The following is a 12562-nucleotide window of genomic DNA, read 5'->3' on the forward strand; positions in this document are numbered from 1 at the left end:
CGCCGCCGCCGGCGCGCCACGGCCGCCGGAGCGCGCCCTGGCCGAGGGGCAGCAGGCGCTGGCGCGCCGCGACTTCGCCGCCGCCGAGGCCGCGGCGCGCGAGGTGCTGGCCAATCGCGGCGGCGGGGCGCGCGCGCAGGACGCGCTGCTGCTGCTCGGCGAGGCGCTGCTCGGCAAGGGCGATCCGCAGAACGCGGCGATCGCCTTCGACGACGCCTACCGTCGCAACCGCCAGGGGGCGCGGGCGCCGGAGGCGCTGCTCGGCCTGGCGACGGCCTTCAACGCCTTCAACGCGCGGCGCGAGGCTTGCGCGACGCTGGATCAGCTCCGCTCCGAGTTCCCCCGCCTGCCGCCGGCGCTGGCGGCGCAGGCGCAGGAGCAGCGCCGGCGCGCCGGCTGCCGCTGAGCGCCCCCGGCCGGATCGCCAGGGCGGCCGGGCCGGGGCGATGAGCGGCGCGGCGGCGGCACCGGTCACGGAGGCGGAGTTCGCCGCCCTGATGGCGCCGCTCGGGCCGTTCGGGGCGGCGCCGCGGATCGCCGCCGGGGTGTCGGGCGGGCCGCACAGCCTGGCGCTGGCGCTGCTCGCCGACCGCTGGGCGCGGGCGCGCGGCGGGACGCTGCTCGCCCTGGTCGTGGATCACGGGCTCCGGCCGGAGAGCGCGGCGGAGGCGCAAGGGGTGGCGGCGCTGCTCGCCGGGCGCGGCATCGGCGCCCGCGTGCTGCGGCTCGGCCTCGCGCCCGGCGGGACGCGGCTGCAGGAGCGGGCGCGGGCGGCGCGGATGGCGGCGCTGCTCGGCGCCTGCCGCGAGGCCGGCGCCCCGTGGCTGCTGCTCGGGCACCACCGCGGCGACCAGGCGGAGACGCTGCTGTTCCGGGCGCTGCGCGGCAGCGGAACGGCGGGGCTCGCGGGGATGGCGCCGGTGCGGGCGGCGGCGGAGGCGCTGGTGCTGCGGCCGCTGCTCGGCGTGGCGCCGGCGCGGCTGGAGGCGGTGGTGGCGGCGGCGGGGCTCGCGCCGGTGCGCGATCCGAGCAACGCCGATGGGCGCTTCGCCCGCGTACGGCTGCGCGCGGCGCTCGGCGATCCGGGCGGGACCGGGGCCGCGACGGCGGCGCTGGCCGCGGCGGCGGCGGCCTTCGCGGCGCGGCGCGCGGCGGCGGAGGCGGCGATGGCCGACCGGCTGGCGGCGGCGGCGGCGGTGCGGCCCGAGGGCTTCGCCTGGCTCGACCCGGCGGCGCTGGGACGGGACGCGGTGGCGGAAGCGGCGCTCGGCGAGCTGGTGCGGCTGATCGGCGGGGCGGCGTTCGCGCCGGGGCGCGAGGCGGTGCGGCGGCTGGCGGCGCGGCTCGGGGAGGGGGCGGCGCGCGGCGGGGCGACGCTGGCGGGGGTGCGGCTGCAGGTGATGCCCGAGGCGGGGCAGGGAAGCGCGCGGCGGGTGCTGCTGGTGCGGGAGGCGGCGGCGGCGCGGCGGGCGGCGGCGGTGCCGGCGGTGCCGGGCGCGGTGTGGGACGGGCGGTTCCGGGTCGGCCGGAGCGGCGGCGCGCCGCCGCCGGGGGACGGCGCGCCGTCGGCACCGGCGCGCCCGGGCTGGCACATCGCGGCGCTGGGCGGCGCCGAGGACGGGGCGGTGCCGGCCGGGCTCCGCAGGACGCTGCGGCGCGCGGCGACGCGGCGCGGCGTGCCGGGGCTGGCGCTCGCCGGCCTGCCCGCGGTGCGGGACGAACGGGGGCGGCTGGTCGCGGTGCCGGCGCTCGGCTACCCGGAGGCCGGGGGCGCGGCGGGGCTTGTGCTCGATTTCGCGCCGGCCGGCGGGCCGCTCGCGGCCTGGGCGCCGCCGCCGGGGGGCGGGGCGGAACGACCCGCCGACGGGGTCGCGCCGGCCGGCGCACAGGGGCTATGATGCCTGGATGCCGGCGGCGGGGCGAGGGATGGCGCCACGGGAGGGATCGCGGCGCGCCGCCCCCCTCCCGCAGCCGGAGGGGCGGCGGCGCAACCGGACGCGGCGGCGCGCGCTCGCTGAAGGAACGCGGCGGCGGCGTGCCGCCGGCGCGACCATTCAAGCCGGGGCGGGCACGCCCTATCTTGGGGACGGCATTGCACGGCCGGCGTGTCCGCCCGAGGGGCGCGCCGGCGGAGGACGGGAACCATCGTGAACAATTTCGGCCGCAACCTGGCGCTCTGGGTGATCGTCGCGCTCCTGCTGGTGGCGCTCTTCAACCTGTTCCAGCCCTCGGGCGTGCAGCGCGGCACGGCGCGGGAGGTGGCCTACAGCGACTTCCTCAGCGACGTGAACCAGGGGCGGGTGCGCGAGGTCGTCATCCAGGGCCGCACCATCATCGGGCAGGGGCCCGAGGGGACGATCCGCGCCTACACGCCCGAGGACCCGAGCCTGGTCGGCCGGCTGACCGAGAAGGGCGTGCGCGTCGTCGCGCGGCCGGAGGAGAGCGACGTCAACCCGCTGTTCCACTACCTGCTCTCCTGGTTCCCGATGCTGCTGCTGATCGGCGTCTGGGTGTTCTTCATGCGCCAGATGCAGTCGGGCGGCGGCAGGGCGATGGGCTTCGGCAAGAGCCGCGCGCGGCTGCTGACCGAGAAGCAGGGGCGCGTCACCTTCGACGACGTCGCCGGGATTGACGAGGCGAAGGCCGAGCTCGAGGAGATCGTCGAGTTCCTGCGCGACCCGCAGAAGTTCCAGCGCCTGGGCGGCAAGATCCCGAAGGGCGTGCTGCTGGTGGGCCCGCCGGGCACCGGCAAGACGCTGCTCGCGCGCGCGATCGCGGGCGAGGCGAACGTGCCCTTCTTCACCATCTCCGGCTCCGACTTCGTCGAGATGTTCGTGGGCGTGGGCGCCTCGCGCGTGCGCGACATGTTCGAGCAGGGCAAGAAGAACGCGCCCTGCATCATCTTCATCGACGAGATCGACGCCGTGGGGCGGCACCGCGGCGCGGGCCTCGGCGGCGGCAACGACGAGCGCGAGCAGACGCTGAACCAGATGCTCGTCGAGATGGACGGCTTCGAGAGCAACGAGGGCGTGATCCTGATCGCCGCCACCAACCGGCCGGACGTGCTCGACCCCGCGCTGCTCCGCCCGGGCCGCTTCGACCGCCAGGTGGTGGTGCCGAACCCGGACGTGGTGGGGCGCGAGAAGATCCTGCGCGTGCACATGCGCAAGGTGCCGCTCGCCGCCGACGTGGACCCGAAGGTGATCGCGCGCGGCACGCCGGGCTTCTCCGGCGCCGACCTCGCCAACCTGGTGAACGAGGCGGCACTGCTCGCCGCGCGCACCGGGCGGCGCACGGTCGGCATGGCGGAGTTCGAGGCCGCGAAGGACAAGGTGCTGATGGGGGCGGAGCGCCGCTCGCTCGTGATGAGCGAGGAGGAGAAGCGCATGACCGCCTACCACGAGGCCGGCCACGCGCTGGTCGCACTGCACGAGCCGGAGTGCGACCCGGTGCACAAGGCGACCATCATTCCGCGCGGGCGGGCGCTCGGCCTCGTCATGTCGCTGCCGGAGGGGGACCGCTACTCCAAGCACAAGGCGAAGCTGAAGGCGGAGCTCGCCATGGCGATGGGCGGGCGCGTCGCCGAGGAGCTGATCTTCGGCCCCGACAAGGTGAGCAACGGCGCCGCCGGCGACATCAAGATGGCGACCGAGCAGGCGCGGCGGATGGTCACCGAGTGGGGCATGAGCGAGACGCTCGGCATGATCGCCTATGCCGACAACAGCCAGGAGGTGTTCCTCGGCCACGCGATCACGCAGACCAAGCACGTCTCCGAGGAGACGGCGCGGCAGATCGACGCCGAGATCCGGCGGATCATCGACGAGGCCTACCAGCGGGCGAGGAAGATCCTGTCGGAGAACATCGACGAGCTGCACCTGCTGGCGAAGGGGCTGCTCGAGCACGAGACGCTGACCGGCGAGGAGATCCGCCAGGTGATCCGCGGCGAGCCGATCGTGCGCAGCCGGCCGGACGAGCCGCTGCCGGCCGGGCGCGGCAGCGTTCCGACCAGCGGCCGCGCGGCCGTGCAGCCGCGGCCGCCGCAGGGGCCGCTGAACCCGGCGCCGGCGCCGGGGACCTAGGAACCGGTCGCGGCCGGCGGGGACCGGCCGGGAGCGCGCATCGGCGCGGCCGGACGCCAGGCCGGTTGGCGCGAGGCCGGGGCGCACGGACGGCCGCCGCCGTGCGCCGGCCGGCGGGACGGGATGCGCAAGGGGGGCTCTCCTCGTGGACCGCTGGATCGAACCGCTCGGCCTGCTCTCCGGCCCGGCCGCCTTCCAGGCGGTGCGGGAGGGGCAGGCGCTGCCGCTCGCGGGCGGACCCCTGGCCTTCGCACTCGTCCGCCTGGTCGAGGACGGCCGGCCGGTTGGCCTCGTGCCGGCGCGCGCGGTGCCGGAGGGGTGGGCGGACGCGCTGCACGCGCTGACGCGGCGGCCGGCGCCCTTCGCCGGGCTGCCCGCGGAGCGGCCGCTGGTGATGGGGGTGATCAACGTCACGCCCGACAGCTTCTCCGAGGAGGGGGCGCGCCTCGCCGATCCCGCGGCGGCGATCGAGGCCGGGCACGCCATGCTGGAGGCGGGGGCGGACATCCTCGACATCGGCGGCGAGTCCACGCGCCCCGGCGCGCAGCCGGTGCCGCCGGAGGAGGAGATCCGCCGCATCCTCCCCGTGGTGCGCGAGCTGGCGAAGGCGGCGCCGGTCTCGGTGGACACCCGCAACGCCCGCACCATGCGCGCGGCGCTCGAGGCGGGGGCGGAGATCATCAACGACGTCTCGGCGCTGCGCCACGACCCGGAGGCGGCGCAGGTGGTGGCGCGCGGCGAGGCGAGCGTGATCCTGATGCACATGCGCGGCGACGACCCGCGCACCATGCAGGACGACCCGCGCTACGAGGACGTGGCGCTGGAGGTGGCGCGCTTCCTGCGCGACCGGGTGGCGACGGCGGAGGCGCTCGGCATCCCGCGCTCGCGCATCGCCGTGGACCCGGGGATCGGCTTCGGCAAGACCCTCGCCCACAACCTGGCGCTGATCGAGCGGCTGGCGCTGCTCGCCGGCATCGGCTGCCGGATCGTGGTGGGCGCCTCGCGCAAGCGCTTCATCGGCACGCTGAGCGGGGTCGCGGAGCCGCGCCGGCGGGTCGCGGGCAGCGTCGCGGCGGCGCTGGCGGCGGCGGCGCGCGGGGCCTCGGTGCTCAGGGTCCACGACGTGGCGGAGACGGTGCAGGCACTGCGCGTCTGGCGCGCCTGCGAGGCGGGCGCGGAGGAGGGGGAGGAGGCAGGCCGCTAGAGCGGATCGCGGACGGCTGGAAACGGCCGGAGGCGTGAGCCCGCTCGCCCGGCGACGCGCGAGAGCCGTCGCCGCCCGGCCGCGTCGCGCACGGCCGGCCCCGCCCGGTGGCGCGCGCGCCGGTTGCCCGGACCGGGTCGGGGGCGGCGCGGGAGGGCTGGGGCGCCGGCGCGCGCCACGCTACAGTCGGCGCCGCCATGACCACCGCTCCCTCGCGCCGCCTGTTCGGCACCGACGGCATCCGCGGCACGGCGAACCGCGCGCCGACGGACGCCGCCACCGCGCTCCGGCTCGGCCAGGCGGCCGGGCTCTATTTCAACCGCGGCAACCACCGCCACCGCGTCGTGATCGGCAAGGACACGCGGCTGTCCGGCTACCTTCTGGAGCCGGCGCTGACCGCCGGGTTCATCGGCGCGGGGATGGACGTGGTGCTGGTCGGGCCGCTGCCCACGCCCGCGATCGCGATGCTGACGCGGTCCCTGCGCGCCGATCTCGGCGTGATGGTCTCGGCCAGCCACAACCCGTTCGAGGACAACGGCATCAAGCTGTTCGGGCCGGACGGGCTCAAGCTCTCCGACGCGCAGGAGGCGGAGATCGAGGCGCTGATGGCCGACCCCGGGCTCGCCGAGCGGCTCGCGGCGCCGGCGCGCCTCGGCCGCGCGAGCCGGCTCGAGGACGCGCAGGGGCGCTACATCGAGGCGGCCAAGGCGACCTTCCCGAAGGGGCTCTCGCTCGACGGGCTGCGCATCGTCGTGGACTGCGCCAACGGCGCCGCCTACCGCGTGGCGCCGACCGTGCTGTGGGAGCTGGGCGCGGAGGTGGTGCCGGTCGGCGTCGCGCCGGACGGCTTCAACATCAACCGCGACTGCGGCTCGACCGCGCCGGAGCGGCTGGCGGAGCTGGTGCGCGAGCGGCGCGCCGACCTCGGCATCGCGCTCGATGGCGACGCCGACCGCCTGGTGCTGTGCGACGAGCGCGGGGCGCTGGTGGACGGCGACCAGATCCTGGCGCTGGTCGCGGGGTCCTGGGCGAAGGCGGGGCGGCTCGCGGGCGGGGCGGTGGTGGCGACGGTGATGTCGAACCTCGGGCTGGAGCGGCACCTGGAATCGCTCGGGCTCGGGCTGCACCGCACGAAGGTGGGCGACCGCTACGTGGCGGAGCGGATGCGCGAGACCGGCTGCAATGTCGGCGGCGAGCAGTCCGGGCACGTGATCCTGAGCGACTTCGCCACCACCGGGGACGGGCTGGTGGCGGCGCTGCAGGTGCTCGCGGTGCTGGTCGAGGAGGGGCGGCCGGCGAGCGAGGTGTGCCGCCGCTTCGCGCCGCTGCCGCAGAAGCTCGTCAACGTGCGCTACGCGGGCGCCTCGCCGCTCGGCGACGCCGAGGTGCAGCGGGAGATCGCCGCGGCGCAGGCGCGGCTCGGCGCGCGCGGGCGCGTGCTGATCCGGGCGAGCGGGACGGAGCCGGTGATCCGCGTGATGGCGGAGGCGGAGGAGGAGGCGCTGGTGGAGGAGGTCGCCGGGCGGCTCGCCGCGGCGATCCGGGCGCGGGCGGCGGCGCTGGCGCTGGCGACGGCGGCGAAGGGCGTGGCGGCGGAATGAAGGGGCGGGTGCTGATCGTCGCCGGCTCGGATTCCGGCGGCGGGGCGGGGATCCAGGCGGACCTCAAGGCGGTGACCGCGCTCGGCGCCTTCGCGGCGACGGCGATCACCGCGCTGACGGCGCAGAACACGCTCGGCGTGCACGGGGTGATGGCGGTGCCGGTCCCGTTCATCCGCCAGCAGATCCGCGTCGTGCTCGAGGACATCGGCGCGGACGCGATCAAGACCGGGATGCTGCACGATTCGGCGACGATCGAGGCGGTGTGCGAGGAGATCGCGGCGCGGGCGCGCGGCGTGCCGCTGGTGGCCGATCCGGTGATGGTGGCGAAGGGCGGGCACCGGCTGCTGGCGCCGGAGGCGGTGGAGACGCTGAAGCGGCGGCTGCTGCCGCTCGCCGCGGTGATCACGCCGAACCTGCCGGAGGCGGAGGTGCTGGCCGGGATGGAGATCCCGGACCTGGCCGCGATGCGCCGGGCGGCGGAGATGCTGCTGACGCTCGGCGTGCCGGCGGTGCTGCTGAAGGGCGGGCACCTTCCGGGGCCGACGGTGACCGACCTGCTGGCGACGGAGGCGGGAATCGAGGCGCTCGAGGGCCCGCGGATCGCGACGCGCCACACCCACGGCACCGGCTGCACGCTGGCGAGCGCGATCGCCGCGGGGCTGGCGCAGGGGATGGCGCTGCGCGCGGCAGTGCTGCGCGCGCGGGCCTATGTGCGCGCCGCGATCGCTGCGGCGCCCGGGATCGGGCACGGGCACGGGCCGCTCGACCACGCGGTGACGGTGGACCCGGAGCGGCTGGCGGGCCTGGGGTGAGAGGACGCCCCGGCAGGCGCCATCCGCGGGGCCGCGGTGGCGTTCCGGGCGGGACGTCCCGGGGCCTTCGCCGCTACCGGCGGCCCGCGGCGACGCCGGCGCCGAAGGAGACGCCGGGCGCGGCGGTGCCGTGGCCGGGGGAGGCCCGGCCAGGACGGAGAGGGGCCGTAGGGGCGGCCCCAGGCGGGGACACGGTTGCCCCCGGCGTGCATGCACTGCACGTAGGCGAGGTCGTAGCGCCGCTGCGTCGCCGCGGCGGAGGCCTGCGCCGCGCCGGCGCCCGCCGCGGAGCCCGCGAGGAGACCGCCGCCGGCGCCGATCGCCGCACCGGCGCCGAAGTTCCCCGTCACCGAGCCGAACAGCCCGCCGACGACGGCGCCGAGGACGGTGCCGAGGGCGGCGCTGGCGGCCGCGCTCCGGGCCGCCGCCTCCTGCGGCGAGAGGTGGGCGATCTCCTGCTCCGCCTGCTGGCGGCAGGCGAGGTCCTCCTGGCGGAAGCGGGCATAGTCCTTGCCCGGCGGCGGGAGCACCGCGACGCTCGGGCCGGCGGGCGGGGCGACGGTGCAGGCGCCGAGCGCGAGGGCGCCGAGCAGCGCAGCCAGGGGGAGCGACGGTCGGGAGCCCCGCATGCCGGCCTCCTCTCTTCGTCCGGCGCCTTGCCGGGCATCGCCGCGGCGCGGCGCCGGGCGCGTCCGGGCCGGTCCCCGGGGGAGGAGCACGGCGGCTCGCCGGGCGATCCCGTGGCCGGGACGGCGAGGGGCCGGCCGCAGGCGCGGAAAGGAGATGGGGCGGGGCGGCCCCCTCGCGAGGGTGGCGGCGGGCGATGACGGGCGCGGACCGGCCGGGACGCCGCCTGCGCAGGGCGGGCCGGATCGCGTGACCGGCGGCGCCACGTTCGCGGCGGACCGCCGGATCTGTTTCCGCCCGCCCTGGAGCGGCGCCGGCTCCCGCCCGATGCCGGTCGAGCCGGTCCCCGCTCCCGGTGCCTCCCGATCGCCCGCGATCGGCCCTAGCCGGGCCGCTCCAGGGTGGCGAGGCCCTTGCGGAGTTCGCGCGCGATCGCCGCAGCGCCCTTGCGCGCGACGAGGCGGGCGGCGAGGCCCGCCCAGGGGGCGCCGATGCCGTGGCCCGCGGCGAGGCGGCGCGCGACGCGGCGGAGCCGGGCGCGCAGGCGGCTCTCCAGGACGTCGGCGCCGAGCCGGCCGGCGCCGGGCCCGGCGGGCGGGGGGAGGGGCGCGCGCGGACCGGCGCCCACGGGGATTGTAAGCCGCGTCCCCGGGGCGCGGCCACGGTATTCCCGCGCCACGCCGGGCGCGCGCGCGGCGAGGCCGCCGAACAGCGGGTTGGTCTCGGGCAGCACGAAGTGGCTCGCCAGGTAGTCGCGGCAGTTCCGGCGGCCGAGCAGGTAGTCGTGGACGCGGAGGTCGCGATCGAGGAAGCCGAGGAAGGCGCCGAGGCCGGCACCGGCCAGCGCCTCGCCGCCCCACAGCGTCGTGCCGTCCGGCGCCTGGCGGCCGGCGGTGAGGAGGAAGCGGCTGGCGACGCCGTCCTCGAGCGCGAGCAGGAGGTCGGAGGTGGCGAAGCGGGCCTGCGCGGTCCAGGCGCCGATCAGGCGGCCGGCGAGGGCGGCGAGGTCGGGCGGGGCGCTGGGCAGGGGCGCGCGCGGGGCGGCGGCGAAGGGGTCGATCAGGAGCACGGCGGCGCTGGCCTTGCGCCCGTCGCGCTCGAGCGAGCGGCCGAGGCCGGCCAGGGCGAGGCGGACCAGCTCGACCGGCTGGTTGTTGAGCGCGCCGCCGTCCACGCAGTCGAACACGTAGCGGCCGTCCGGGCCGGGGCGGTGCTCGGGGGGAAGGGCCTCCCAGCGCGGGACGCGCAGGCGCGGGCGCGGGGGGTGGAGGGTGCCGTCGGCGCCGATCCAGCCGGGGAGGAGGGCGGCGCGCCAGCGGTAGTGCTCGGCCGGGCGCTCGAGGCGGACCGGCGGGAAGCCGCCGGGGAAGGCGCTGGTGGCGCGGACATAGGCGGCGAAGCGGGCCCAGTCGGCGCGGTCGCGCGCGAAGTCGGGGCCGACCGCCCATTCGTCGCCGCGCAGGTCCGCGGGCGGCGCGCCGGGGCGGAGGGGGAAGGCGAACAGGGCGTGGTCGGCGTGGTCGAGATGGTGGCTCGCGCGCGGGGGAGGCGCGGCGCCGGGCGTGGCGGGAGCGGGCGGGGCGAAGTCGATCGCGTAGGGGACGCCGCGCAGGTTGGTCAGGGTGAGGAGGACGCGGAAGGGGTCGGCGAGCCAGGCGCGCGGGGTGTCCAGCGCCGCGACGCCGGGGGTGGCGCCGGGGGCCCAGTCGAGGATCAGGCGGGCGGCCTGCTCGATGGCCTGGCCGTCGAGGGCGGAGGCGGCAGGGGCGGCGGGGTCGGCGAGGTCGGCGGTGCCGAGCATCGGCGCGAGGTCGAGCCGCTCGACCCAGGTGTCCCAGAAGGGGTTGCCGGGGGCGCCGGCGGCGGTGCGGGCGTGGCGGAAGCGGCAGGTGGCGGCGCGGGCGAGGAGGGCGGCGCAGACGCCGCCGCCGGAGGCGCCGCCGAGGATCTCGAGGCGGACGGAATGGCGGGGCACGTCCTCGCCGGCGCGCTTGGCCTCCTCCCAGGCGTCGAGGGCCTCGATCAGGAAGTCGAGGACGCCGGCGGTCCAGGCGCCGGCGGAGACGGTGCCGTTGAGGACGATGCCGAGGCGGAAGGTGGTGGCGTCGGCGGGGGCGGTGACGAGGGGCTGGCGGAGGCGGGCGAGGATGGCGGCGTCGGTGGCGGGCATGACGGATTCCGGTCCTAGGACAAATATCCTAGATCCGGGCCGCGAACGATTGCAAGCGGGGCGCGCGGCTGCGAGAAGGGGGCGGCGGGAGGACGCGGCGGGCCGGGAAGGAGGAGGCGATGGGCGATGCGGCGGCGCAGGGCGGCGGCACCCTGCGGGTGTTCTTCGTGGACGCCTTCGCGGCGCGGCCGTTCGAGGGCAATCCGGCGGCCGTCGTGCCGCTCCCCCGCTGGCTGCCGGACGCGACGCTGCAGGCGATGGCGGCCGAGCACAACCTGAGCGAGACCGCCTTCCTGGCGCGCGCGGAGGACGGCGCCGGCTGGCGCCTGCGCTGGTTCACGCCGGCGGCCGAGGTCGAGCTGTGCGGCCATGCGACGCTCGCGACCAGCTTCGTGCTGGCGACCGAGCTCGGCGCGCCGGCGCCCCATGCCTTCGCGACGCGCTCCGGGACTCTCGGCGTGGAACGGGAGGGGGAGCGGTTCGTGCTCGACTTCCCGGCGCGCCCGGCGGAGCGGGCGGAGCCGCCGCCCGGGCTCGCCGCGGCGCTGGGCGCGGCGCCGCGCGAGGTGTGGCGCGCGCGCGACTGGATCTGCGTGTTCGACTCGGCCGAGCAGGTGGCGGGGCTGCGGCCGGACTTCCGGCAGCTCGCGGCGCTGCCGGGGGGCGAGCGGGTGATCGCCACCGCGGCCGGAGGGCCGCCGGGCCACGACGTCACCAGCCGCTACTTCGCGCCCAAGGTCGGCGTGCCGGAGGACCCGGTGACCGGGACTGCGCATGTCCAGCTGGTGCCGTTCTGGGCGGCGCGGCTCGGACGGACGGCGCTGGTCTGCCGCCAGGCGAGCCGGCGCGGCGGCACGCTGTGGTGCGAGCTGCGCGGGGCGCGCGTGCGGATGGGCGGGACGGCGGTGCTCTACGCGCGGGGCGAGATCCTGCTGCCGCCGGGGGAGGGCACGGCGGGCTGAGCGCCCGTGGCAGCGGCTCCGGCACCCAGCCGCGGACCGCCGGAGCCGGCGGGGCGGGGGGGGCGGCTCGGCGCGCCGATGTCGGTGCCGCGGGCGCGGGGCAGCGCAACGGTCCCGGAGCCGTTCCCACTCGGCTCTGCCCGCGGCACGACCCCCTGCCCTTCCCGGCCCGTGCGGATCCGCGCGCGCGGCTGTCCCGGCGGTCTGTGAGCTGTTCTGGAGCGGGACGCGCTCGGCGGCGCTCGCGGCAGCGGCTCACGCTCGCCCTCAGCCGAGCGGCTTCGCGCTCCGGCCGCGGTCCAGCTCTCGGTCATGCATCTGGGGGCGTGCACCCAAACGCCGTGCGATCGTTGCGGGGATTCACCCAGCCCAGCGGCGGGGAGGGATCGTGTCGCGCCTGTCCCGGATGAATGACCCGGGGGCGGCGATCGCGCCACCCCTGCCGGCGGACCACGCCGGGCCGCAGCGAGGGACGATCAGGCGGGCGGGGGATCGGTGGCGTCATCCAGCGGCTCTCGCGAAGGGTGCCGCGGGCGTGCCCTGCCGCCGGCGCAGGGGCGTCCCCCGCGGTGTGCCGCCGCCCGGAACCGACGCGGGGGGCGGTGCGACCTTGCCGCCCCCTCGCCTGCGCCGCCCCGGCTCACGCTGCCCGAAGGGGCGTGGGGGCAGCGCAGCGCTCGGCGGCCGGCGCGGCAAAGGGCGAAAGCGATGCGCACCAGCAAGCGATCGGCCGCGCGCTCGGCGGCCGCACCGCCGGAATCCGCGCGCTCCGCCACCACCGAGGTCGCCTGCCCGCGATCCTGCTGGGCGCCATCACCGTCATCGCGACGCTGATCCCGGCGATCGCACTGCCCGGCGAAGCGGTCGGCGACACGGGCTGCGATGCCCAGCATCCGCGCCGTCTTCGCGCCGCGCGCGGCACCGGTGCGGCCGTCCCGAGCACCGGCTCGCGCAAGGTCGCCCTCCCGCAGGCGGCCGGACGCCGCCGGCGGCCTCCATCCGGACCTAGCCCGCAATACCAACCAAGCGCACTATGGATTGACCTTTCGTGCCCCCTCGAAGTCGGCGAGCGGTCGGATCCGTCCGGCCTCGGCGATGAGGTTGTTC

At 78.0% G+C, this 12562-nt stretch carries 8 protein-coding genes and 1 pseudogene; 8 read left to right on the forward strand and 1 reads right to left on the reverse strand.

Going from position 1 to position 12562, the window contains the following annotated elements; all coding sequences use genetic code 11:
- The 6 genes from K1J50_RS17240 to thiD all read left to right on the forward strand — a co-directional run.
- The coding region (locus K1J50_RS17240) for a tetratricopeptide repeat protein (protein WP_220118998.1) at positions 1–406 on the forward strand (406 nt) is incomplete at its 5' end.
- A 40-nt stretch (positions 407–446) separates the two neighbouring features.
- Positions 447–1898, forward strand: a complete 1452-nt coding sequence (gene tilS / locus K1J50_RS19455) for a tRNA lysidine(34) synthetase TilS (RefSeq protein WP_304502929.1) — start codon at positions 447–449, stop codon at positions 1896–1898.
- Between the two features lie 249 nt (positions 1899–2147).
- Positions 2148–4079 carry an ATP-dependent zinc metalloprotease FtsH gene (gene ftsH / locus K1J50_RS17250; protein ID WP_220118999.1) on the forward strand — a complete coding sequence of 644 codons (1932 nt, stop codon included), beginning with the start codon at positions 2148–2150 and terminating at the stop codon, positions 4077–4079.
- A 145-nt stretch (positions 4080–4224) separates the two neighbouring features.
- On the forward strand, positions 4225–5283 hold the full coding sequence (gene folP / locus K1J50_RS17255) for a dihydropteroate synthase (protein WP_220119000.1): 1059 nt from the start codon (positions 4225–4227) through the stop codon (positions 5281–5283).
- 197 nt (positions 5284–5480) lie between these two features.
- Positions 5481–6884, forward strand: a complete 1404-nt coding sequence (glmM, locus tag K1J50_RS17260; protein ID WP_220119001.1) for a phosphoglucosamine mutase — start codon at positions 5481–5483, stop codon at positions 6882–6884.
- Positions 6881–7696 (forward strand): bifunctional hydroxymethylpyrimidine kinase/phosphomethylpyrimidine kinase, encoded by an 816-nt coding sequence (gene thiD, locus K1J50_RS17265; RefSeq protein ID WP_220119002.1) that lies wholly within the window; start codon positions 6881–6883, stop codon positions 7694–7696. Before glmM ends, thiD begins: the two co-directional genes overlap by 4 nt.
- A gap of 1009 nt (positions 7697–8705) precedes the next feature.
- On the opposite strand, the gene K1J50_RS17270 is transcribed toward thiD, so the two are convergent.
- Positions 8706–10493: a patatin-like phospholipase family protein gene (locus tag K1J50_RS17270; RefSeq protein WP_220119003.1), complete on the reverse strand. Its 1788-nt coding sequence runs from the start codon at positions 10491–10493 to the stop codon at positions 8706–8708.
- Positions 10494–10612: 119 nt separating this feature from the next.
- Between K1J50_RS17270 and K1J50_RS17275 the strand changes: the two genes are divergently transcribed.
- The gene (locus K1J50_RS17275) at positions 10613–11455 is read left to right on the forward strand and encodes a PhzF family phenazine biosynthesis protein (RefSeq protein WP_220119004.1); all 843 of its coding nucleotides are present in this window, start codon (positions 10613–10615) and stop codon (positions 11453–11455) included.
- A gap of 659 nt (positions 11456–12114) precedes the next feature.
- A pseudogene (locus K1J50_RS17280) lies at positions 12115–12562 on the forward strand (hypothetical protein); the annotation flags it as partial.

Origin of the sequence: Caldovatus aquaticus, assembly GCF_019458025.1 — a bacterium.
Classification (GTDB): domain Bacteria; phylum Pseudomonadota; class Alphaproteobacteria; order Acetobacterales; family Acetobacteraceae; genus Caldovatus; species Caldovatus aquaticus.

What these genes read in the sequence shown, in the direction of transcription:
- tilS (WP_304502929.1), top strand. Translation starts at nt 447, where the DNA reads ATGAGCGGCGCGGCGGCGGCACCGGTCACGGAGGCGGAGTTCGCCGCC.
- glmM (WP_220119001.1), top strand. Translation starts at nt 5,481, where the DNA reads ATGACCACCGCTCCCTCGCGCCGCCTGTTCGGCACCGACGGCATCCGC.
- thiD (WP_220119002.1), top strand. Translation starts at nt 6,881, where the DNA reads ATGAAGGGGCGGGTGCTGATCGTCGCCGGCTCGGATTCCGGCGGCGGG.
- K1J50_RS17270 (WP_220119003.1), bottom strand. Translation starts at nt 10,493, where the DNA reads ATGCCCGCCACCGACGCCGCCATCCTCGCCCGCCTCCGCCAGCCCCTC.
- K1J50_RS17275 (WP_220119004.1), top strand. Translation starts at nt 10,613, where the DNA reads ATGGGCGATGCGGCGGCGCAGGGCGGCGGCACCCTGCGGGTGTTCTTC.